Source organism: Amycolatopsis heterodermiae, assembly GCF_034929455.1.
Lineage (GTDB): Bacteria > Actinomycetota > Actinomycetes > Mycobacteriales > Pseudonocardiaceae > Amycolatopsis > Amycolatopsis heterodermiae.
In genome coordinates, this window is record NZ_JAYFSI010000015.1 from 103,320 (window position 1) to 124,753 (window position 21,434).

Here is a 21,434-nt window from a genome sequence, read left to right on the forward strand (position 1 = left end):
TCACACCGCCAAACGCCCGCCGTCCACCGCGAGTACCGCGCCCTGGACGAAGCTCGCCTCCGCCGTCACCAGGAAGGCGATCGCCGCCGCGATCTCCTCCGGGGCCGCCGTTCGGCCGGCCGGGCCCGCGGCCGCGAGCTCGTCCAGGCCGTCGCCGAAGACCGCTGTTCCCTCGGTGCGGGTCGGGCCGGGGCTGACCGCGTTGACGCGGACGCCCGACGGGCCGAACTCCGCCGCCCATGCCTTGGTCATCAGCTCCACCGCGGCCTTCGACGAGCCGTACAGCGTCATGCCCGCCATGCCCCTCGCCGCGACCATCGTGGACACGTTGACGATCGCGCCGTGGCCGCGGGCGGCCATCTCCGGGGCCAGCTCGGCCACGAGGAAGAACGGCACCTTCACGTTCGTCGTGTAGACGCGGTCGAAGTCGGCCTCGGCCGTGTCGGCGGTCGGCCCGGTGGGGAAGATCCCGGCGTTGTTCACCAGCACGTCGACGTGCCCGCCCACCTCCCGCGCCCGCGCCGCCAGCTCACGGGCCGCCGCGACGCCGGTCAGGTCGGCCGCGACGAAGTCGGCCTTGCCGCCCGATTCCCGGATCCGCGAGACGACCTGCGCGCCGCGGTCCGCGTCCCGGCCGGACACCACCACGTGGGCGCCCAGCCGGGCCAGCGCGATCGCCGTCGCCCGGCCGATCCCGCTCGTCCCGCCGGTGACCAACGCCGTCGATCCGGACAGATCTGCAGTCATGGTTGCTTCTCCTGATCCCTTGCCGGGTGTTCCCCGGTCACCGGGTTCAAGGAGCAGACGCGGACAGGACTTCCGCATTCGTGCTCGGCGCTGCTTATACCCGCGATCCGCCGCGCTGATGGTCTTCCAGCGCGGCGACGAACTCCGCGATGTCACGCCGGTGCGAAGCCGCGGGCCACACCGCCCACGTCCGCCGCACGATCGGGTTGCCGGTCAGCGGCAGCCACCGGACCGTGTCCGGCATCGGGTACGGCCACGCCGGCGGGGCGAAGGCGTAGGCGCCGCCGGTGCTGACCGCCGGGATCTTGAGCTCGACGATCATCCGCTGCTCCTCCGGCACGTCCGCGCCGACGTCGAGACCGTGGCTGCGGAGGATCGCGGCCAGCTCGTCGTACCACGCCGGGCTGCCCGCGCGGGCGAAGGCGAACCACTCCAGCCCGGCCAGCTTCTCCAGGCGCACCCCGTCCGGCCCGGCGAGCTTCTCCGCGACGTCGGCAGCCAGCAGGACACCCACGTTCTCCTCGACGACGAGGGCCGCGTCGAGGTCCGGCCCGGCCGGGCGCTCGCGCACCAGCCCGACGTCCAGCTCGTCCGCCCGCAGCCCCGCGACCTGCGCCACCGACGACAGGTGCCGGGCCTGCACCCGGGTGTCCGGGCAGGCCTCGGCCAGCCGCGCGAGCGCGGCCGGCACCAGCTCCGGCGGCAGCTCCAGCGGGACGCCGACCCGCAGCACGCCGCCGCCGGTCGTGGTGTGCCGCGCCATGGCGGCCAGGGCCTGGTCGTGGCGCGCCAGCACCGCGCGGGCCTCGGTCAGCAACGTCATCCCGGCTTCGGTGGCCTGCACGCCGGTGCTGGCCCGCACCAGCAGCTGGACGCCGAGCCGCCGCTCGAGCGCGGTGATCGTCTGGGACAGCGCGGGCTGGCTGACGTGCAGCTGCCGCGCCGCCTTGGACAGCGCGCCCGCCTCGGCGACGGCGACGAACGCCCGCATCTCGCGCAGCTCCATCAGCGCGCCCACCGGATCGGCAGCGACTTCAGTCCATTTTGGAAGGTCGACCGCAGCCGCACCGGTTCTCCCGCCAGGGAAACCTCGCCCAGCAGGTCGAGCACCGCGGTGAACATCGCCCGCAGCTGCACCCGGGCCAGCTGCGCGCCGAGGCAGAAGTGCGGGCCGTGGCCGAAGGTCAGGTGGTCGTTGGGGGTCCGCGCGATGTCGAACGTGTCCGGGTCGGCGAACACCGCAGGATCACGGTTGGCCGCCGAGAACCAGACCACCACCTTGTCCCCGGCCTGAATGTCCACACCGGACAGAGAGACGCCGGAAGTCGCGGTACGGCGGAAGTTCATCACCGGCGTCCACCACCGCAGCATCTCCTCCACCGCGGACGGCAGCAGCGACCGGTCGGCCAGAAGCCGCCGGTACTGCGCGGGGTGCGACAGGAGCGCCAGCATCCCGCCCGGCAGGCCGTTGCGCAGGGTTTCGTTGCCCGCCACGGAAAACAGCCAGAAGAGGTTCTCGAACTCGGCGAGCGAGACGCGGCCGCCGTCGTCGCCGACGTGGCGCATCAGGGTGCTCATCACGTCGTCACCCGGGTGCTCGCGCTTGTACTCGCCGAGGGCGTTCGCGTACGCGTAGAGGTCGGGCATCCCGGCGCGCGTGCGCGGGTCCGGCATGCGGCCGTCCGGGCCGGGCGACGGGCGGACGGCGAGCGCGGCCCGCGCCAGGCCGGTCACCTCGTCCGGCGACACGGTCGCGCTCACCGCGTACTCGGCGTCCTGGTAGCCGATCACGCGGTTGCTCCAGTCGTACATCAGCCGCCGGTCCTGCTCCGGCACGCCGAACACCGCGGCCAGCGTCCGCAGCGGCAGGTCGGCGGCGACCTTCGCGAAGTCGCATGCGCCCTGATCGGCGACGCCGGCCACGAGCTCCCGCGCCGACGTCTCGATCTGCTCGGTCAGCTTCGCGATCGCCCGCGCGGTGAACGCCCTGGTCAGCAGCCCGCGCAGCCGGCCGTGCTCAGGCGGGTCCATGTTGAGCATCATCCGGCGCACGTACGCGAGGTCGGCCTCGGTCGCCGGGTCCCGGATCTGCGTCCCGCCGAGCTGCGAGGAGAACCGCGCCGGGTCGCGCAGCACCGTGCGGACGTCGGCGTGGGCCAGCACGGCCCAGAAGTCGCCGACGCGCACCACCGGCGTCTCGCGCCGCAGCCGCGCCAGCTCGTCGTACGGGACACCCCGCACGTAGGTGTCCGGATCGGTGATCCCCACGAAGCCGACCCTAGCCGCGTGCCGCGGCGTGGGGGAGGCTGCTGCGATGGACACGCTGAACATGCGCACCGGCGGCGAGGGCGAACCGGCCATCCTCTTCCTGCACGGGCTCGGCGCGACCGGCGCCGTGTGGGCCCACCTGACCGAGGCCGTCCCGCGGCGCGTGCTGGTGCCCGACCTGCCCGGCCACGGCCTGTCGGCGCCGCTGCCGTACTACAGCTTCGAGACGCTTGCGACGGCCGTCGCGCGGGCGTTGCCCGACCGGAAGCCGCTGGTCGTCGCCGGCCACTCGCTCGGCGGGGTGCTCGCGCTCGAGCTCGCCTCCGGCAAGTACGACGTCGAGGTCACCGGGGTGCTGGCGCTGGGCGTGAAGGTCGAGTGGAGCCAGGACGAGCTGGGACGCGCGGCGTCGTTCGCGGCGCGGCCGCCCCGGGTCTTCGAGACGCAGGCGGACGCCGACCAGGCGTACCTGAAGGTCTCGGGGCTGCTCGGGATCGCGCCCACCGACCCGGCCGGGCTCCGCGAGACGGAGGGAGGTTGGCGTCTCGCGATGGACCCGGCCGCGTTCGGTGTGGGCGTGCCGGACATGACTGCCCTGCTCGCCGCGGCGCGGTGCCCGGTCGTGCTGGCGGCGGGCGAGCACGACCCGATGAGCCGCCCGGAGCAGCTGCGCGCGCTGGACCCGGACGCGGTCACGCTCGCCGGCCTCGGGCACAACGCCCACGTCGAGGACCCGTCGGCCATCCGCGCCCTGCTCGAGCGCCTCGGCGTCTGATGCCCGCGGGTGCAGCCGTCGTACCCCATGCGACGGCTGAACCGCGAGCCCCTCGTCACCACCGGACCCGCACAGCCTAGAAAGGTCCGGTGGACGAACGGCTGTACTCGGCACCATCCGGCCGTCACCCCCTGTCACCTGCGTAAACAGAGATCTTCGCCGTTCGGTGGTACAGCCTGGGCGGCACGTTGACGATGCTGGGGCGGTACGTTCGGCGCGAGGGGGCACGCGGGGAAGGACGCTTGTGGACGATGGCCTGCCGTTCGCCGGATGGCTGCGCGACGAGCGGGTGCGCGCCGGGCTGACCCAGGCGGAGCTCGCCGAGCGCGCCGGGCTGAGCCTGCGCGCGATCCGCAACGCCGAGCGCGGCAGCGTCCGGCGCCCCCGGCCGGAGACCGAGCGGAAGCTCCGGGAAGCGCTTGCCGAAGCCCCGCCGGAGCCGGTCCGGATCGGCGTGCTCGGGCCGCTGGACGTCCGGTTCGGCGACCGTCCGGTCGAGATCGGCGCCGAGAAGCAGCGCCTGCTGCTCGCGCTGCTGGCCCTGCAGCCGAACCGGACCGTGCGGCGGGAGGACCTCGTCGACGTCATCTGGGACGAGCCGCCGCCGTCGTGCCTCGAGCTGGTCCACACCTACGTCGCGCGGCTGCGGCGCGCGCTGCGCCCGGCCGACCCGATCACCACGGACAAGGGCGGTTACCGGCTGTCCGTCGGCGAGGACGACCTCGACCTGCTGCGGTTCGACGCGCTGGTGGAGCGGGCCGAGCGGGAGCCGGAGGCGGCCGAAGAGGCCTACCGCGAGGCGCTGGGGCTGTGGCGCGGCCCGGCGCTCGCCGACGTCGGACGGCTCCGGCAGCACCCGGTCCGGCTGGCGCTGGCGATGCGGCGGGCGCAGACCGTGCTGGCCTACGCCGGGGCCGCCGCGGCCCACCCCGAGGACGCGGCCGTGCAGCTGCGGGCGCTGACCGCCGAGGAGCCGCTCAACGAGTCGGCGCACGCGCGGCTGATGCTGGCGCTCGCCGCGTCCGGGCGGCAGGCCGCCGCGCTGGGCGTCTTCGACGAGGTCCGGCGGCGGCTGGACGGCGAGCTGGGCATCGAACCCGGCCCGGAGCTGCGCGAGGCCCAGCGCCAGGTGCTGGCGCAGGACTTCGGCGTCCCGGAGCAGCCGGCCTCGGTGCCCGCCCAGCTGCCCGCCGACGTCCACGGGTTCCGCGGCCGCACGGCCCAGCTCGGCGAGCTGGACGAGCTGCTGCACCGGGGCGAGGCCGACACCGGCGCGCGCATCGCCGTGCTGTCCGGGACGGCGGGCGTCGGCAAGACCGCGCTGGCCGTGCACTGGGCGCGGCGGGCGCGGGCGGAGTTCCCCGACGGCCAGCTGTACGTCGACCTGCGCGGCTACGGCACGGTCCGGCCGATCGAGCCGGGGGACGCGCTGTCCGGGTTCCTGCGCGCGCTCGGCGTCGACGGCGCGGACATCCCCGCCGAGCCCGACGAGCGGGCCGCGAAGCTCCGCACCGTGCTCGACGGCCGCCGGATGGTGCTGCTGCTGGACAACGCCGGGTCGGTCGGGCAGGTCCGCCCGCTGCTGCCCGGCTCGCCGTCCTGCCTGGTGCTGGTGACCAGCCGGGACGCGCTGCCGGGGCTGGTCGCCCGCGACGGCGCCCGCCGCGTGCTGGTCGACCTGCTGACCGACATCGAGGCCCGTGACCTGCTGCGGACCCTGGTCGGCCGGCGCGTCGACGACGAGCCGGCGGCGACCTCGGCGCTGATCGGGTACTCGGCCCGGCTGCCGCTGGCGCTGCGGCTGGTCGCGGAGCTGGCGCTGAGCCGCCCGGGGGAGCGGCTGGCGGCGCTGGAGGCCGAGCTGGCCGACGAACGGCGGCGGCTGGACCTGCTCGACGGCGGCGGCGACCCGCTGACGGCGGTGCGCGCGGTGTTCTCGTGGTCCTACCGGCACTTGGCGGCCGACGCCGCCCGCGTGTTCCGGCTCTGCGGCCTGCACCCGGGCCGCGACCTGACCCCGGCCGCGATCGCCGCGCTCGCGCAGCTGCCGCTGCCGGAGGCCGAACGGCTGACCGGCACGCTCGTGCGGGCCCACCTCGCCGAGGAGTCCGGCCACGACCGCGTCCAGCTGCACGACCTGCTGCGCGTCTACGCCGCCGAGCTGGCGGCCGGGGACGCGGACGAGAGCCACGACGCGCAGGAGCGGCTGTTCGACTTCTACGTCCGGTCCGCTGCGCAGGCCATGGACGCCGTCCTGCCGCTGGAACGCCACCTGCGCCCGCAGGTGCCGGACCCGGACGTCAAGGTGCTCGACGCGCCGGCGTGGCTGGAGGCCGAGCGCCGCAACCTGCTGGCCGTCGCCGCGCACGCGACCCGGCACGGCCGGCCGGAGCACCTGCGGCTGCTGTCCGGGATCCTGTGGCACTACCTCGACGTCGGCGGGTACCACGAGGAATCGCTGGTGCTGCACACGCACGCGTCCGTGCTGGCCCAGGACGCCGGTGACCGGGCGGGCGAAGCCGACCCGCTGACGCTGATCGCGCTGGGGCACTGGCGGGTCGGCCGGTCGCGGGAAGCCGTGCGGTACCTGGAAGAGGCGCTCGTCATCGTCCGCGAGTCCGGCAACCGGGTCACCGAGATCCACGTGCTCAACACCCTGGGCCTGGCCTGCCGCGCGCTGGGCCGGTTCACCGAAGCCATCGAGTACTCGGCCGAAGCCCTGTCACTGGCCCGGAAATCGGGCGACCGCACCAGCGAGGGCCTGGTCCTGGTGGTGCTCGGCTGCACCAGCCGCGGCATCGGCCGCTACGGCGACGCGATCGGCTATCTCGGCGAAGCTCTCGACCTGGCCAGGGAAATCGCCGACCGCACGAGCGAGGGCTACGCGCTGGTGAACATCGGCGACTCGCTGGCGGCACTGGGCCGCCACGACGAGGCCGTCGGCTCGCTCGAGGCCGGGCTCGAGCACATCCGCGCCATGGGCGTCCGCGTCAGCGAGGGGTACGCGCTGGGCATCCTCGGCGACATCGAGCATGCGCGCGGCCGGTATGCCGAAGCCGAGGCCCACCTGGAGCGGGCACTCGAACTCGCGCAGGAGAACGGAAGCCCGACCAACCGCAGTGTTGCGCTGAAGCACCTGGGTGACGTCCGGCTCGGGCAAGGCCGGCACGACGAAGCGGCCCAGCACCTCGAAGAGGCGCTGGGCATCGCTCGTGAATGCGGGGACCGCGGCGTGGAATCCCGCGTGCTGAACAGTCTCGGCTTCGTCGCGCTCGCGCGTGGCGCGCACGACCAGGCGTTGACGTACCACCGTGAAGCCCTTGCCGCGGCGAAGGAAACGGCGTGCCTGCCGGAGCAGGGCCGCGCCCACCGCGGGCTCGGCGACGTCCACTGTGGACTGAGTGACCCGGATGCCGCGCGGGAACACTGGGAACGCGCGTCGGCGTGTTACGCCGCGGAACGCGTTCCCGGGGCGATCCTGGTTCAGGAGCGGCTGGCCCGCATCGCGGAGTAGTGGCGCTCTTCGGCGACCAGGTCGCCTTCGAGGCGCTGGGCGTCGCGGTCGTAGACGTCCATGCTGCCGGCCAGCCGGTTCCGCGGGTACGGGCGGCGGCGGTACGCGTGGTCCAGAGCCCAGGCGAGGAGTCCTGCGGCGACGAGAACGGCGATGATCATGACGCTCCTCCCGGAGTGCGGTGTGCTGTTGCCTTGTAGAACGCGTAATGGAACGTCCCGTATTCCCTTGTGGTGCGGTAAAGATCGGCTACGCCGCGGTCCCACTCGGGCTGTGTCACGAGGCCGCGCGCGACGGCGTTTTCTTCGACGCCTTCGACCATCGCGATGAACGTGCCGCGGGTGAACCCGGTGACCAGGTCGGGGCGGGACGCGTCGGCGTAGACGGTCCGCGGCTCGACCCGGACGCCGTCGAAACCGGCGCCGGTGAGCAGGGGGTAGAGGCGGCGGCCGATGAGCGCGTCGCCGCCGGCGTCGGCCTGCAGCCGGATCAGGCAGTCGACGGCGGCCTGGGCGGACGCGCTGCGGGGGTGGAAGAACGCCGACCCGTGGTCGCCCTCGATCACCGTGATGGTGCCGCCCGGCCGCAGCAGGGTTTTGAGGTGTGCCAACGCTTTCCCGGGTTCGGGGAGGTGTTCGAGCACGAAGCAGACGAAGACGTGGTCGAAGGTCTCGTCGACGTCGAACAGATCGGCTTGGCGCCAGTCGACGCTCTCGCCGATTCTCGTTCGGGCTTGAGCCAGGGATTCCGCCGAGACGTCGATCGCGGTCAGGTGCGCGCCCGGGCTGCGGGCGAGGAGGTGGCCGGTCTGGGCGCCGACGCCGCAGCCGACCTCGAGGACGCGGCTGCCCGCGGGGTAGGCCGTGCCGGCGTGCAGCAGCTCGGCCAGGGTGTCGGCCTGGTCGCCGAGGCGGCGGGCCTCGGGTTCGGCGTATCCGTGCACGTAACTGGTGTCCATGAAGCCAGCGTGCTGCGACAATGGCCCGATGGACAGGGCCAAACCGGACCCGCCGGAGGGGGCCATAACCGCCGGGTCGGACTTCCTGCAGCTCGACGTCCGGGACGCGCCGCCGGGCGGGCTCGCGGACTGGCTCGCCGGGCAGCTGCGCGCCGCCGTCGCCGACGGCCGGCTCCCGGTCGGTGGGCGCCTTCCCGCGTCCCGGGTGCTGGCGGCCGAGCTGCGCGTGTCGCGGGGTGTGGTCACCGAGGCCTACCAGCGGCTGATCGACGACGGTCACGCGGCGGGCCGCGGCCGGGCCGGCACGGTCGTCGTCGCCGCGCCGGTCGTCGCGCCTTCGCCGGTGCAGCGGCCGGTGCCCGCGAAGGTGATCACGGCGCTGCCGGGCGCCGACGTCTTCGACGAGGTCCGCGCGAGCCCGGCCCGCATCGACCTCACCCCGGGCGTGCCGGACCTGACGGCGTTCCCGCGCGCGGCGTGGCTGCGGGCGGAGCGCGCGGTGCTGGACGAGCTGGAGCCGTCCCACTTCGGCTACGGCGACCCGCGCGGGGCGCCGGCGATGCGGCTCGCGGTGTCGCGCTGGCTGGCGCGCAGCCGCGGTATCCGCGCGGACCCGGGCGAGATCATCGTGGTGTCGGGGGTGGCGCAGGGCCTGACGCTGCTCGGCGAGGTGCTGCGGCAGCGGGGCGTCGACGAGATCGCCGTCGAGGACCCCGGTTCGCTCGGCGCGCGCCAGCACCTGCACCACAACGGCCTGGCGACCCCGCCGATCGCCGTCGACGACGACGGCCTGCGCGTCGACGAGCTGCGCGCGAGCGGCGCCCCGGCGGTGCTGCTGACCCCGGCCCACCAGTTCCCGACGGGCGTCGTCCTGGGCGGCGAGCGCCGCCGCGACCTGATGCGCTGGGCGGCCGAGGGCGGCCTGATCGTCGAGGACGACTACGACGCCGAGCACCGCTACGACCGCGCGCCGGTGCCCGCGGTCCGGTCGATGCTGCCGGAGGTCTGCTACACGGGCAGCGTCTCGAAGCTGCTGGCCCCGGCCCTGCGGGTCGGCTGGCTGCTGCCGCCGCCGCGGTTCCGGGAGGACCTCGTCGCGGCCAAGCGGTTCGCCGACCTGGGCAACGCGGTGCTGGCCCAGCTGGTGCTGGCCCGGCTGATGGAGACGGGCGAGCTGGAGCGCCAGCTGCGTTCGGTGCGGGCCAGGCACCGCCGCCGCCGCGACGCGATGATCCGCGCGGTGACGACGTCACTCCCGGCCGCACGAGTCCACGGCGCGGCGGCGGGCCTGCACCTGACGATCACGTTCGGCGCGCCCGTCGACGACGTCGCGCTGGCGGCGGCCGCGCTGGCGGAGGGGGTGAAGGTCCAGCCGCTGTCGTGGCACCGTCAGCGCCCGGGACGTCCGGGTTTGGTGATGGGTTACGCGGCCCGCACGGCGGGGGAGATCGCCGAGGGCGTGGCCGTGCTGGGGCGGCTTCTCCGTTAGCGCCGAGTTACGGCGAAGTCACTTCGCGGCGACACCTTAAAGAGTCCACAAAGGATATTCATGCCGATGTGATCATGCTCTCGCAAGCAGATCCGGGCAATGGTTGCCATACGCAACCAAGTTGCTTAGCCTAGCTAAGGGACTTGCGAGCGGAAGGTTTACACACAGTGGCGAAAAGCCGGACGTATTCGATCGAGGAACTGGGGCCTCGGTACAAGTGGATCGCGCTGTCCAACACGACGCTGGGCATGCTGATCGCCACGATCAACTCGTCGATCGTGCTCATCGCGCTGCCCGACATCTTCAAGGGCATCGGGATCAACCCCCTGGAACCCGCCAACACCAGCTACCTGCTGTGGATGATCATGGGCTTCCTCGTGGTCACCGCCGTGCTGGTGGTGAGCTTCGGGCGGCTCGGCGACATGTACGGCCGCGCCCGGATGTACAACCTGGGCTTCGCCGTCTTCACCGTTTCTTCCATCATGCTGGCCATCACCTGGTTCGACGGTGACGCGGCCGCGCTGTGGCTGATCGGCTGGCGGATCGTGCAGGGCGTCGGCGGCGCCTTCCTGATGGCGAACTCCTCGGCGATCCTCACCGACGCCTTCCCGGCCAACCAGCGCGGCCTCGCGCTTGGCATGAACGGCGTCGCGGCCATCGCGGGCTCGTTCCTCGGCCTGGTCGTCGGCGGCGTGCTGGCCCCGATCGACTGGAACCTGATCTTCCTGGTCTCGGTGCCCTTCGGCGTCATCGGCACGATCTGGGCGTACCTCAAGCTGCACGACACCGGCGTCCGCAAGCACGCGCGGATGGACTGGTGGGGCAACATCACCTTCGCCGTCGGCCTGATCTCGGTGCTGGTCGGCATCACCTACGGCATCCAGCCCTACGGCTCCTCGGCGACCGGCTGGGGCAGCCCGATGGTGCTCTCGTGCCTGATCGGCGGCGTCGCGGTGCTGATCGGCTTCGTGGTCATCGAGACCAAGGTCGACAACCCGCTGTTCCGGCTGTCGCTGTTCAAGATCCGGTCGTTCACCTGGGGCAACATCGCGAACCTGACGGCCTCGCTCGGCCGTGGTGGGCTGCAGTTCATCCTGATCATCTGGCTGCAGGGCATCTGGCTCCCGCAGCACGGCTACACGTTCGAGCAGACGCCATTGTGGGCGGGCATCTACATGCTGCCGATGACGGTCGGCTTCCTGCTGGCCGCGCCGACGTCGGGCATCCTCGCCGACCGGATCGGCAGCCGCCTGCTGGCCTCCAGCGGCCTGGCGATCACGGCGCTGACGTTCCTGCTGCTGATCATCCTGCCGGTGAACTTCAACTACTGGGCGTTCGCGGCGATCCTGCTGATCAACGGCATCGGGATGGGCATGTTCTCCTCGCCCAACCGCGCCGAGGTGATGAACAGCCTGCCGGCCGACTCCCGCGGTTCGGGCGCGGGCATGATGACGACGTTCCAGAACGCGGCGATGGTCCTGTCGATCGGCTTCTTCTTCAGCCTGATCATCTCGGGCCTCTCGAGCAGCCTCCCGTCGACGATGCACGACGGCCTGATCTCCCACGGCGTCCCCGAAGCGGCGGCCACGCAGGTGGCACACCTGCCGGCGGTGGCCGTCCTGTTCGCGGCGTTCCTGGGCTACAACCCGATCCAGCAGCTGCTGGGCGGTCAGCTGGCGTCGCTGCCGCCGGACCAGGCCCAGTTCCTGACGGGCCGCAGCTTCTTCCCCAACCTGATCTCGGGCCCATTCCAGTCGGGCCTGGCGGTGGCGTTCGGCTTCGCGATCGTCGTCTGCCTGATCGGCGCGGTGGCATCGCTGCTGACGAAGACCCCGAAGCCAGGCGACCACGAGTCGGTGGGCTCGGAGCTGGCGGCGGTGGCCGGCGAGTCGAGCGGCGGCCCGAGCGAACTGGTGTCACCCGCCGTCGAGCGCTGACGGACGTTTCGGAAGCCGGGTACCGCGACCTGCGGTGCCCGGCTTCTGTCGTCAGGAAACTAACGGCCCAGCGAAGCGCGCTGGATCTTCACCGGATGCGCCGGAGCCCCGTCCAGCGGGCCGTTCGGGTCGGTCGGGATGATGCCGTCCGCGACCATGTGGTCGATTGCCGACATGCCGCTCACCACGCGGCCCAGCACCGAGTAGTTCGCCGGGATGTTCGCGAACGAATGCACGATGAAGAACTCCGACCCGTTCGTCCCGGGCCCCTGGTTCCCCATGGCGATCGTCCCGCGTGGGTACGTCTCCGCGCCGGTCACCTCGTCCGGGAACTTGTAGCCCGGGCCGCCCTTTTCGACTTCGTAGATGTCGCCGCACTGCAGGACGCCCAGCCGGGACGAGTTCGACAGCCGCCAGCACTGGGAGTGGTCGTAGAAGCGTTGCAGGACCAGGGAAACCATGTTGTGCACCGCGCACGGCGCCGCTCCCGCGCGGTCGAGGCGCACCGTCACCGGGCCGTAGTTGAAGCGGAACGTGACGTCGACGGTTCCGCGTGTCAGCGCGAACGGCAGCGGGCGCACCACCGGCCGGGCGGCGGGATTCGCGGGTGTCGGCGTGAACTGGCACGGCACCACGACGGAAGACGCCGAAGCCGGAACGGCGGGCACCAGCAGGGCACCCAGGACACCGACAAGAGCCAAACCCCAGCGCAGCTTCATGGGCCGGGAGGTTAGCGGGTCACCAACTACTTGCGCCAGGCCGTGCGGCGCTTGCGGATGTCGAGGACCAGCAGCAGGACGAGGAACGCCGCCAGGCCGACCAGCCAGACGTTCTCGGTGTTGTTCTCGTGGTTGCCCTTGATCATCACGAGCAGGATGACCGCGCTGACCCAGCCGGCGATCCGGGTGCCCCTCGGGAAGGAGCCGTGCCAGCCCCAGTCCGCGGACGGCTCGTCGCGGGGGTCGACCTCGGGCCGCTTCTCGACCGCCTTGCCTGCCACGATGAACTCCCTCAAGACCCATGAACCACGTACCCCGCGATGATCCCACACCTCCGCGTGCGCCGCGGAGACGGCCCGCGCGACAATGGCCCGCGATGACTACCTCGCGAAGCGTCCTCGTGCTCGGCTCGACCGGGTCCATCGGAGTGCAGGCCCTCGACGTCGCGGCGCGCAACCCGCACCTGTTCCGGGTGGCCGGGATCGCCGCGGGCGGCGCCGATCCGGCGGCGCTGGCCGCGCAGGCGCTCGCGCACGGCGTCGAGGCCGTCGCCGTGACGAAGGCCACGGCCGCCGAAGACCTGCAGCTCGCGCTGTACGCCGAAGCGCAGAAGCGCGGCTACTCCCGGGGCGACTTCAAGCTCCCGCGCCTCTTCGCGGGTTCGGACGCGGTCACCGAGCTGATCGACGCCGTCCGCGTCGACACCGTCCTCAACGCGCTCCCGGGCTCCCGCGGCCTCGAACCAACCCTCAAGGCGCTCGCCACCGGCGCCACCCTCGCCCTGGCCAACAAGGAGTCGCTGATCGCCGGCGGGCCGCTGGTGCTCGCCGCGGCCAAGCCGGGGCAGCTCGTGCCGGTCGACTCCGAGCACTCGGCGATCGCGCAGGCCCTGCGTGCCGGCCGCGAAAGCGAGGTGGCCCGGCTCGTGCTCACCGCGTCCGGCGGCCCGTTCCGCGGCCGCAAGCGCGCCGAGCTGGCCGACGTCACCGTCGAGCAGGCGATGGCGCACCCGACCTGGTCGATGGGCCCGCTCATCACCATCAACTCGGCCACGCTGGTCAACAAGGGGCTCGAGCTGATCGAAGCCGCCCTGCTGTTCGGCATCCCGCCGGAGCGGATCGACGTCACCGTGCACCCTCAGTCGATCGTGCACTCGATGGTGACCTTCACCGACGGCTCGACGATCGCCCAGGCCAGCCCGCCGGACATGCGGCTGCCGATCGCGCTCGCCCTGCACTGGCCCGACCGGGTGCCCGACGCCGCCGCCGCGTGCACCTGGGACAAGGCCGCGACCTGGACTTTCGAGCCGCTGGACGACGAGGCCTTCCCGGCCGTCGAGCTCGCCCGGCACTGCGGCACGGCGGGTGGCTGCCTGCCCGCCGTCTACAACGCCGCGAACGAAGAGCTCGTCGCCGCGTTCCTGGCGCAGAACACCCGCTTCACGTCGATAGTGGACACTGTTTCCGAGGTGGTGGGAGCCGCCGACGAATGGCGTCGCGAACCACGCGACGTCGAGGACGTTCTCGCGGCCGAGCGCTGGGCTCGCGCCCGGGCCGGTTCGATCATCGAGGGGAAGTAGCGGGTGCTCGCCTACATCATCGGTGTGGTGCTCTTCGCGCTGGGGATCTGCGTCTCCGTCGCGTTGCACGAAGCCGGTCACATGGTCACCGCGAAGGCCTTCGGCATGAAGGTCCGGCGGTACTTCGTGGGCTTCGGGCCCACGGTGTTCTCCTGGCGCCGCGGGGAGACCGAATACGGCCTGAAGTGGATCCCGCTCGGCGGGTTCTGCGACATCGCCGGCATGACCGCGCTCGACGAGGTGACGCCCGAAGAGGCGCCCCGCGCGATGTGGCGGTTCAAGACCTGGAAGCGCACCGTCGTGATGAGCGCCGGGTCGATCACGCACTTCATCCTCGGCTTCGTGGTGCTCTACCTCATGGCCGTCACGATGGGGCTGCCGAACCTGACTCCCGTCGACACCTCGCCGGTGCTGGCCTCGACCTCCTGTGCGCGCTCGGCGACGACCGAGCAGCAGGTCCAGGACACCAGCTGCCCGCCGGGCACCCCGCGCCCGGCGCAGGAAGCCGGGCTCATGCCCGGCGACAAGATCCTCTCGGTCGGCGGCAAGCCGGTCGCGAGCTGGACCGAGATGCTCGCCGCCGTGCAGGCCACCAGCGGGCGGACCGAGTTCGACGTCGTCCGGAACGGGCAGAACCTGGCGCTCATCGTCGACGTGCCGAAGGTGCAGCGCCTGACCAGCACGGGCGTCCGCGACGTCGGCATGATCGGCGCGTCGCCGGTGCAGCCGGCGGTCACCACGCAGTACGGCCCGGTCGCCGCGATCGGCGCCACGTTCAGCTTCACCGGCACGATGTTCGCCGAGACGGCGCAGCGGCTCGTCCAGTTCCCCGAGCGCATCCCGGCGGTCGTCTCCGCGATCTTCGGCGGGGAACGCGACCCGAACACCCCGGTCAGCGTCGTCGGCGCGAGCCGGATCGGCGGCGAGGCCGTCGAGCGGGGCATCTGGGTGCTGTTCTTCTTCCTGCTGGCCAGCCTGAACTTCTTCATCGGCGTGTTCAACCTGCTGCCGCTGCTCCCGCTCGACGGCGGGCACATCGCGGTCGTCTGGTACGAGCGCGTCCGCGACTGGCTGCGCGCCCGGCGGGGCAAGGTGGCCGGCGGGCCCGTCGACTACACGCGGCTGTCCGGGATCACGATGGTCCTGGTGCTCATCGGCGGTGCGGTGACCCTACTCACGGTGACGGCGGACATCGTCAACCCGATTCGCTTGCAGTAGCGCCTCGCCACGGAGGGGTTCCGGCCCCTCCGTGGCGTGCGGCACACGCCGTAATACTGCTCACCGTGACGGTTGACTTGGTGTAGGTCGTCCACTCGGGGTAGGTACGCTGGAAAGCGTGACCGTCGCACTCGGTATGCCCGCCCTGCCCCCGCCCGTCCTCTCCGAGCGCCGCAAGACCCGCCAGCTCCAGGTGGGCTCGGTCGGCGTCGGCAGCGACTTCCCGATCTCCGTCCAGTCGATGACGACGACGCTCACCTCCGACGTCAACGCGACCCTGCAGCAGATCGCCGAGCTGACCGCCGCGGGCTGCGACATCGTCCGCGTGGCCTGCCCGTCGGCCGACGACGCCGAGGCGCTGCCCGCGATCGCGCGCAAGTCGCAGATCCCGGTGATCGCCGACATCCACTTCCAGCCGAAGTACGTCTTCGCCGCGATCGAGGCCGGCTGCGCCGCGGTGCGCGTGAACCCGGGCAACATCCGCAAGTTCGACGACCAGGTCAAGGAGATCGCGCAGGCCGCGAAGGACCACGGCACCCCGATCCGGATCGGCGTCAACGCCGGTTCGCTGGACAAGCGGATCATGGACAAGTACGGCAAGGCCACGCCGGAGGCGCTGGCGGAGTCGGCGTTGTGGGAGGCGTCGCTGTTCGCCGAGCACGACTTCCACGACATCAAGATCTCGGTCAAGCACAACGACCCGGTGGTCATGGTCCGTGCTTACGAGCTGCTGGCCGAGCAGTGCGACTACCCGCTGCACCTCGGGGTCACCGAGGCCGGCCCGGCGTTCCAGGGCACGATCAAGTCGGCGGTGGCGTTCGGTGCGCTGCTGCGGCAGGGGATCGGCGACACGATCCGGGTGTCGCTGTCCGCGCCGCCGGTCGAAGAGGTCAAGGTCGGCATCCAGATCCTGCAGTCGCTGAACCTGAAGCAGCGGAAGCTGGAGATCGTGTCGTGCCCGTCGTGCGGGCGCGCGCAGGTCGACGTCTACACCCTCGCCGAGCAGGTCACCGCCGGTCTCGAGGGGATGGAGATCCCGCTGCGCGTGGCCGTCATGGGCTGCGTCGTCAACGGCCCGGGTGAGGCCCGCGAGGCCGACCTCGGCGTCGCGTCCGGCAACGGCAAGGGCCAGATCTTCGTCAAGGGCGAGGTCATCAAGACCGTGCCCGAGCACGCGATCGTCGAGACGCTGATCGAGGAGGCCATGCGCATCGCCGAAGAGGCGGGCGAAGGCCTCGGCGAGGGCGCACCGGTCGTCACCGCCGGCTGAGGCCGCTAACCCTGCAGGTGGTGCTGGGCGGCGTCGCGGATCTGCAGCCGCACGTTCTCCAGCGCCGCCGCGACCTCGTCGATCTGCTGTGACGCGAGCTGGATCGAGCCCTGGATCGCGGTCGCGGTCGACGTCTCCCCGAGCAGGCCCATGACCTGGGCCTGCAGGTCTTCGAGATCGCTCTTCGTCGCGAGCGCGATGCCGGTCGGCACCTGGTCGGCCAGCAGCTCCAGCTGCTGCGCCTGCTCCTGGATCGTCATCGGGGTTCCTTCCGCGGTGGGGGACGCCCTTCCGTGTTAGCAGAAACCGGAACCGCCGGTGGTGACGTTTACGCTGGCATTCGTGAGCGCGGGCTGGGCCGTCGGCGAGCCGCACCCGGTGGTGCGGCCCCTGGTCACGCGCTACATCGGGTACGCGCAGGACGACGTCACCCTCGCCGTGCACCGCGGGCTGCCGTCCCGGTACGTGACGCTCGTCATCAGCCTGGCCGGGCCGGTCCGGATGGCCGGGCACCGGCTGCAGGCCCTGGTCGGCGGGCTGCACACCAGCGCGGTGCTGATCGAGCAGGACCGGACGCAGGAGGGTCTCCAGCTCGAGCTCGACCCGCTGGGCGTGCGCACCCTGCTCGGCGTCACGGCGGCCGAGCTGAGCGGGGACGTCGTGGACCTGGCCGAGTTCGGCCTCGGCGACCTCCCGGACCGGCTGCGGGAGCTGCCTTCCTGGCCCGAGCGGTTCGCGCTGCTCGACGACGTCCTGGCCGCGCGGGCGGTGGACCCGCGGCAGCCGCCGCCGGAGCTGGGGGAGGCGTGGCGCCGGATGCGCGGGGCCGACGGGCAGGTGCGCGTCGCGGACCTCGCCGGTGTGGTCGGCTGGAGCCGGCGCCACCTCGGCGAGCGCTTCCGGACGGAGCTGGGGCTGGCGCCGAAGCAGGCCGCGCGGGTGCTGCGGTTCGAGCGGGCCGGGCGGCTGCTGCGCCGGGGGCACACCGACCTGGCCGCCCTCGCCGTCGAGTGCGGGTTCTACGACCAGGCGCACCTGAGCAACGAGTGGCGGGCGCTGGCCGGGTGCACGCCGGGCACGTGGATCGCCGAGGAGCTCCCGTTCCTCCAAGACGAGCAGGTCACCGCCGGGCAAGACTCGACGGCATGACTCCAGCACCGAACGTCTGGCCCGCCCTCCGCTACGACGACGCCCCGGCCGCGGTCCGCTTCCTCGTCGACGTCCTGGGCTTCACCGAGGCACTGGTCGTGCCCGAAGGCGACCTGATCGCCCACGCCGAGCTGCGCTGGCCCGAAGGCGGCGCTGTGATGCTCGGCAGCGTCCGCCCGCCCGACGGCGTCCACGACGCGATGAAGCCCGGCACCGGCGCGGTCTACGTGGTGACCGACCGCGTCGACGACGTCCACGCCCAGGCGAAGGCCGCCGGCGCCGAGATCACCGCCGAACTGACCGACACCGACTACGGCTCGCACACGTTCAGCCTGCGCGACCCCGAAGGCAACGCCTGGACGTTCGGCACCTACCGCGGCGCCCCCTGACCGACCCCGGTGGCGCGGCAGCCCGGGGCGACGGCGGATGGCTTGCCCCGGGCGCCCTCGCTCCGGCCGGGTTCCGCGCTCGCGGCAAGCCATGGCCGGGCCGGATCCCCGGCTCGCACCGGCCGGCGTGGCCACTGCCGGAAGCGACTGCCTGCCCCCGGGTGCCTCGCCGGCCTCGCCACCGCGTGTCGGCGCCGGTAACCGCCGTGCGCCCGTGGCCGGCTGGTCGAACCCGGCCGTGCTCGTGGCGGTCGGCTGAATCCTCTGGCTGTGCCCATGGTGGCCTGGCTGAACCCGGCCGCGCCCACAGCGGCCGGTCGAACCCGGCCGCCTGGGCCCTATCTCGCAGGGCGGCGATCGGTCGCGGCTGCTTCGGCACCTACCGCGGCGCGCCCTGAGCTACTGGACCGGGCGTTCGAAGGTGACGAGCAGGCCGTCGACGCCGCCCGGGCCGACCCGGCCCTTGACCTCCGCCGACGTGATGGCCTTCAGCTGCCATCCGTCGGCGGCGTGGTCGTTGAGCAGCTTCTCGAGCTTGTCCCCGGACATCTTGCCGCCCAGGAGCTTCTCGCGGACCTCGACGACCTTGTACGTGTAGCGCTGCATGAGCCCGATTCTGCCCGGAACGCCGGACCCCGGCTGTTCATCTGAGCGTGTCTAGGGGCTCGCGTTCCGTTTCGGCTGTTCATCTGGCACCCTGGAGCCCGTGTTGCGGCTTGCAGGTGCACGGCTGCTCGATGATCGGGACTATCCGGCGGTCCGTGCCGCGCTCGCCGCCGACCCGGTGGGCAGCTGCATGGTCAGTGCCAGGGTGGAGGCCGCGGGCCTCGATCCCTGGCGGCTCGGTGGTGAGCTCTGGGCCGCCGACAACCGCCCGGTCCGCGCCGGGCGGCTCCAGGGGCTGTGCTTCTCCGGCCCCAACCTGATCCCCCTGCGCGGCAACGCGCCCGCGTTGCGCTCCTTCGCCGACCGCGCGCTGCGCCGGCAGCGGACGTGCTCGTCGCTGGTCGGCCCGGCCGAGCAGGTCCTCGGCCTGTGGGAGGAGCTCTCCGACGAGTGGGGCCCGGCCCGCGAGGTGCGCGACGACCAGCCGCTGATGGCGCTGGACACGCTGCCGATCGTCAAGGCCGACCCGGCCGTCCGCGCGGTCCGCCCGGACGAGCTCGAGCGCTACCTGCCCGCCGCCGTCAAGATGTTCATTGAAGAGGTCGGCGTCGACCCTCGCAGCGGCGACGGCGGCGCCAGCTACCGCGCCCGCGTGACCGAGCTGATCGCCGCCGGGCGCGCGTTCGCCCGGTTCGAGCACGGCGAGGTCGTGTTCAAGGCCGAGATCGGCGCGATGTCGGCGACCGTCGGGCAGATCCAGGGTGTCTGGGTGCACCCCGAGCGCCGCGGTTCCGGCCTCGGCACCGCCGGCACGGCCGCCGTGGTGACCCGGCTCGTGCGCGGCCTCGGCCGCACCGCGAGCCTGTACGTCAACGGCTACAACAAGCCCGCGCTCGCGGCCTACCGCAAGATCGGCTTCCAGCAGGTCGGCCAGTACGCGACGGTGCTGTTCTAGCACTCTTCCGTGGCGGCGTTTCGGCCCCGCTGCAAAGCTCTGACCAGGGCATCATCCCGCCATGAGCGCACGTCGAAGCGGTGCCGTGCTCGCGGTCCTGCTGCTCGCCGCCTCGACCGCGGCCGGCTGTTCGGGTGACGGTCCGGAGGACGCCCTCTCGGCGTTCCTGGACGCCGTCGCCTCGGGTGACGTCGCCGCCGCGGCGGCGGACACCGACTCGCCGGACGCCGCGAAGACCGTGCTGACGCAGGTCCGCGCCGCCCTCGACCCGGAGTCCCTCGACGTCGAGGACGAAGAGGTGAAGGAGCCGGCCGACGGGGACACCGTCACGGCCGGCTACCAGCTCACCTGGCACCTCCCGCACGGCCGCACCTGGACCTACCGCGCCGACGCCCAGCTGCGCGCGGCCGAGAGCGGCTGGCAGGTGCACTGGCAGCCGACGGTCGTGCACCCGCAGCTCGCGGTCGGCCAGACCCTCGGCGTGCTGCCGCAGCTGCCGGAGACCGCGCCGGTCCTCGACCGCGACGGCGTGCCGCTGATGCGCCCGCAGACCGTGATCGGGGTGGTCGTCGACCCGCAGAAGACCGGCGACGCGAGCGCGGTGGCCAAGTCGCTCGCCGCCGCGCTGCACCGGTACGAGCCGTCGGTGACCGGCCGGGCGCTGCTGGACGGGATGGGCAAGACCAAGCCCGGCAGCACCTTCCCGGTGATCACCCTGCGCGCCGGGGACTACCAGCGGGTCAAGCCGGTGATCTACGACCTGCCCGGCGTCCGGTTCGCCGCCCAGGAGCGGCTGCTGCCGGTGACGCGCGGGTCCGGGGCGCAGGTGCTGCCGGCCATCCGCGCGCTGGTCGAGCAGGAGCTGGCGGGGGCGGCGGGCTGGCGGATCGTCACCCAGGACGTCACCGGCGGCGAGGTGTCCGAGCTGCAGGCCGAGCCGCCGAAGCCGGGGCCCGCGATCACCAGCACGCTCAGCGCGAGGGTCCAGGCCGCCGCCGAGAAGGCCCTCGAGACCGCCGGGTTCCCGGCCGCGCTGGTGGCGATCCAGCCCTCGAGCGGGGACATCCTGGCCGTGGCGCAGAACGAGGAGGCCGACGCCGAAGGCTCGCTGGCGCTGGCCGGGCGCTTCCCGCCGGGGTCGACGTTCAAGATCATCACCGCCGCGGCCGCGCTGGCGGACGGCGACGTCGAGGCCGGCAGTCCGGTCGACTGCCCCGGCACCACGACGATCGAGAACCGCGTCGTACCCAACGAAGGCCGGTTCGACCTGGGCCGGGTCCCGTTGAAGACGGCGTTCGCGAAGTCCTGCAACACCACGTTCGCCCGGCTCGCGTCCGGGCTTTCGGGATCGGCGCTGACCGACACGGCCCGGTCGTTCGGCATCGGCGCGGACTTCGTCGTCCCCGGCCTGACCACGGTCACCGGCGCGGTCCCGGCCACCGACTCGGCCGTCCAGCGCGCGGAGAACGGCTTCGGCCAGGGCACGGTGGTGACGAGCCCGTTCGGCATGGCCCTGGTCGCCGCGACCGTGCAGGCCGGGAAGGTGCCGACGCCGTCGCTGGTGAAGGGGCGGCCCGCGACGGCGCAGAACGTCGGCGACGCGCCGTCCCAGGACGTGCTGGACGCGCTGCGCGGGATGATGCGCGAGGTCGTCACGTCGGGGACCGCGACCGGGCTGCGGGACATCCCGGACGTCGCGGGCAAGACCGGCACCGCCCAGTTCGGCGACGGCTCCCACTCCCACGGCTGGTTCGTCGGCTACCGCGGCGACCTGGCGTTCGCGGTGCTGCTGACCGGCGCGGGATCGTCCAAACCGGCGGTTCAGGCCGCGCACCGGTTCCTGGCGGGGATCGGCTGACGT

General features: G+C 72.7%; 20 protein-coding genes. 11 read left to right on the plus strand and 9 right to left on the minus strand.

The window, feature by feature from the left end:
* From VA596_RS42995 to VA596_RS43005, 3 genes are all read right to left on the minus strand, one after another.
* Window positions 1-747, minus strand: a complete 747-nt coding sequence (locus VA596_RS42995) for an SDR family NAD(P)-dependent oxidoreductase (protein ID WP_323335550.1) — start codon at window positions 745-747, stop codon at window positions 1-3.
* A gap of 94 nt (window positions 748-841) precedes the next feature.
* Window positions 842-1,753: a LysR family transcriptional regulator gene (locus tag VA596_RS43000; RefSeq protein WP_323335552.1), complete on the minus strand. Its 912-nt coding sequence runs from the start codon at window positions 1,751-1,753 to the stop codon at window positions 842-844.
* A complete protein-coding gene (locus VA596_RS43005; protein ID WP_323335554.1) occupies window positions 1,753-3,015 on the minus strand; it encodes a cytochrome P450 in 1,263 nt (420 codons plus the stop codon). The genes VA596_RS43000 and VA596_RS43005 overlap by 1 nt, the downstream gene beginning before the upstream one ends.
* A gap of 46 nt (window positions 3,016-3,061) precedes the next feature.
* Here VA596_RS43005 and VA596_RS43010 point away from each other — a divergent pair, with 46 nt between their 5' ends.
* The gene (locus tag VA596_RS43010; protein ID WP_323335555.1) at window positions 3,062-3,790 is read left to right on the plus strand and encodes an alpha/beta fold hydrolase; all 729 of its coding nucleotides are present in this window, start codon (window positions 3,062-3,064) and stop codon (window positions 3,788-3,790) included.
* A 244-nt stretch (window positions 3,791-4,034) separates the two neighbouring features.
* Window positions 4,035-7,304, plus strand: coding sequence for a tetratricopeptide repeat protein (locus VA596_RS43015; RefSeq protein ID WP_323335556.1), 3,270 nt, complete (start codon window positions 4,035-4,037; stop codon window positions 7,302-7,304).
* Here the strand turns inward: VA596_RS43015 and VA596_RS43020 are convergent.
* Both VA596_RS43020 and VA596_RS43025 read right to left on the minus strand, forming a co-directional pair.
* Window positions 7,274-7,465 carry a hypothetical protein gene (locus VA596_RS43020; RefSeq protein WP_323335558.1) on the minus strand — a complete coding sequence of 64 codons (192 nt, stop codon included), beginning with the start codon at window positions 7,463-7,465 and terminating at the stop codon, window positions 7,274-7,276. The genes VA596_RS43015 and VA596_RS43020 overlap by 31 nt on opposite strands.
* Window positions 7,462-8,262, minus strand: a complete 801-nt coding sequence (locus VA596_RS43025; RefSeq protein WP_323335560.1) for an L-histidine N(alpha)-methyltransferase — start codon at window positions 8,260-8,262, stop codon at window positions 7,462-7,464. Before VA596_RS43025 ends, VA596_RS43020 begins: the two co-directional genes overlap by 4 nt.
* Window positions 8,263-8,290: 28 nt before the next feature.
* On the opposite strand from VA596_RS43025, the gene pdxR reads away from it, so the two are divergent.
* Window positions 8,291-9,751, plus strand: coding sequence for a MocR-like pyridoxine biosynthesis transcription factor PdxR (gene pdxR / locus VA596_RS43030; protein WP_323335561.1), 1,461 nt, complete (start codon window positions 8,291-8,293; stop codon window positions 9,749-9,751).
* A gap of 167 nt (window positions 9,752-9,918) precedes the next feature.
* The gene (locus VA596_RS43035; protein WP_323335563.1) at window positions 9,919-11,688 is read left to right on the plus strand and encodes an MFS transporter; all 1,770 of its coding nucleotides are present in this window, start codon (window positions 9,919-9,921) and stop codon (window positions 11,686-11,688) included.
* Window positions 11,689-11,747: 59 nt separating this feature from the next.
* Here VA596_RS43035 and VA596_RS43040 read toward each other — a convergent pair whose 3' ends face one another.
* Together VA596_RS43040 and VA596_RS43045 are read right to left on the minus strand one after the other, a co-directional pair.
* Window positions 11,748-12,407, minus strand: a complete 660-nt coding sequence (locus tag VA596_RS43040; protein ID WP_323335565.1) for a peptidylprolyl isomerase — start codon at window positions 12,405-12,407, stop codon at window positions 11,748-11,750.
* A 26-nt stretch (window positions 12,408-12,433) separates the two neighbouring features.
* Window positions 12,434-12,688, minus strand: coding sequence for a DUF2631 domain-containing protein (locus tag VA596_RS43045; protein WP_323335566.1), 255 nt, complete (start codon window positions 12,686-12,688; stop codon window positions 12,434-12,436).
* Window positions 12,689-12,783: 95 nt separating this feature from the next.
* Here VA596_RS43045 and dxr point away from each other — a divergent pair, with 95 nt between their 5' ends.
* The 3 genes from dxr (at window position 12,784) to ispG (ending at window position 16,474) form a co-directional block, all read left to right on the plus strand.
* Window positions 12,784-13,986, plus strand: coding sequence for a 1-deoxy-D-xylulose-5-phosphate reductoisomerase (gene dxr / locus VA596_RS43050; protein WP_323335567.1), 1,203 nt, complete (start codon window positions 12,784-12,786; stop codon window positions 13,984-13,986).
* A gap of 3 nt (window positions 13,987-13,989) precedes the next feature.
* Window positions 13,990-15,204 (plus strand): M50 family metallopeptidase, encoded by a 1,215-nt coding sequence (locus tag VA596_RS43055; protein WP_323335569.1) that lies wholly within the window; start codon window positions 13,990-13,992, stop codon window positions 15,202-15,204.
* A gap of 118 nt (window positions 15,205-15,322) precedes the next feature.
* Window positions 15,323-16,474 (plus strand): flavodoxin-dependent (E)-4-hydroxy-3-methylbut-2-enyl-diphosphate synthase, encoded by a 1,152-nt coding sequence (gene ispG / locus VA596_RS43060; RefSeq protein ID WP_247062463.1) that lies wholly within the window; start codon window positions 15,323-15,325, stop codon window positions 16,472-16,474.
* A gap of 5 nt (window positions 16,475-16,479) precedes the next feature.
* Here ispG and VA596_RS43065 read toward each other — a convergent pair whose 3' ends face one another.
* Entirely contained in the window at window positions 16,480-16,734 is a 255-nt protein-coding gene (locus tag VA596_RS43065) for a hypothetical protein (RefSeq protein ID WP_247062465.1), read from the minus strand.
* Window positions 16,735-16,816: 82 nt separating this feature from the next.
* Here VA596_RS43065 and VA596_RS43070 point away from each other — a divergent pair, with 82 nt between their 5' ends.
* Both VA596_RS43070 and VA596_RS43075 read left to right on the plus strand, forming a co-directional pair.
* Window positions 16,817-17,623, plus strand: a complete 807-nt coding sequence (locus VA596_RS43070; RefSeq protein WP_323335571.1) for a helix-turn-helix domain-containing protein — start codon at window positions 16,817-16,819, stop codon at window positions 17,621-17,623.
* Window positions 17,620-18,012: a VOC family protein gene (locus VA596_RS43075; protein ID WP_323335572.1), complete on the plus strand. Its 393-nt coding sequence runs from the start codon at window positions 17,620-17,622 to the stop codon at window positions 18,010-18,012. Before VA596_RS43070 ends, VA596_RS43075 begins: the two co-directional genes overlap by 4 nt.
* Before the next feature lie 399 nt (window positions 18,013-18,411).
* On the opposite strand, the gene VA596_RS43080 is transcribed toward VA596_RS43075, so the two are convergent.
* Entirely contained in the window at window positions 18,412-18,618 is a 207-nt protein-coding gene (locus VA596_RS43080) for a DUF4177 domain-containing protein (RefSeq protein ID WP_323335573.1), read from the minus strand.
* Window positions 18,619-18,718: 100 nt separating this feature from the next.
* On the opposite strand from VA596_RS43080, the gene VA596_RS43085 reads away from it, so the two are divergent.
* Window positions 18,719-19,573 (plus strand): GNAT family N-acetyltransferase, encoded by an 855-nt coding sequence (locus VA596_RS43085; protein ID WP_323335575.1) that lies wholly within the window; start codon window positions 18,719-18,721, stop codon window positions 19,571-19,573.
* Window positions 19,574-19,634: 61 nt separating this feature from the next.
* On the plus strand, window positions 19,635-21,431 hold the full coding sequence (locus VA596_RS43090) for a penicillin-binding transpeptidase domain-containing protein (RefSeq protein ID WP_323335576.1): 1,797 nt from the start codon (window positions 19,635-19,637) through the stop codon (window positions 21,429-21,431).
* Window positions 21,432-21,434 lie beyond the last annotated feature (3 nt).

Bases quoted from the DNA above. Each gene is read 5' to 3' on its own strand.
- VA596_RS42995 (WP_323335550.1), bottom strand. From the start codon at position 747: ATGACTGCAGATCTGTCCGGATCGACGGCGTTGGTCACCGGCGGGACG.
- VA596_RS43000 (WP_323335552.1), bottom strand. From the start codon at position 1,753: ATGGAGCTGCGCGAGATGCGGGCGTTCGTCGCCGTCGCCGAGGCGGGC.
- VA596_RS43010 (WP_323335555.1), top strand. From the start codon at position 3,062: ATGGACACGCTGAACATGCGCACCGGCGGCGAGGGCGAACCGGCCATC.
- VA596_RS43020 (WP_323335558.1), bottom strand. From the start codon at position 7,465: ATGATCATCGCCGTTCTCGTCGCCGCAGGACTCCTCGCCTGGGCTCTG.
- VA596_RS43025 (WP_323335560.1), bottom strand. From the start codon at position 8,262: ATGGACACCAGTTACGTGCACGGATACGCCGAACCCGAGGCCCGCCGC.
- pdxR (WP_323335561.1), top strand. From the start codon at position 8,291: ATGGACAGGGCCAAACCGGACCCGCCGGAGGGGGCCATAACCGCCGGG.
- VA596_RS43040 (WP_323335565.1), bottom strand. From the start codon at position 12,407: ATGAAGCTGCGCTGGGGTTTGGCTCTTGTCGGTGTCCTGGGTGCCCTG.
- dxr (WP_323335567.1), top strand. From the start codon at position 12,784: ATGACTACCTCGCGAAGCGTCCTCGTGCTCGGCTCGACCGGGTCCATC.
- VA596_RS43065 (WP_247062465.1), bottom strand. From the start codon at position 16,734: ATGACGATCCAGGAGCAGGCGCAGCAGCTGGAGCTGCTGGCCGACCAG.
- VA596_RS43075 (WP_323335572.1), top strand. From the start codon at position 17,620: ATGACTCCAGCACCGAACGTCTGGCCCGCCCTCCGCTACGACGACGCC.
- VA596_RS43080 (WP_323335573.1), bottom strand. From the start codon at position 18,618: ATGCAGCGCTACACGTACAAGGTCGTCGAGGTCCGCGAGAAGCTCCTG.
- VA596_RS43090 (WP_323335576.1), top strand. From the start codon at position 19,635: ATGAGCGCACGTCGAAGCGGTGCCGTGCTCGCGGTCCTGCTGCTCGCC.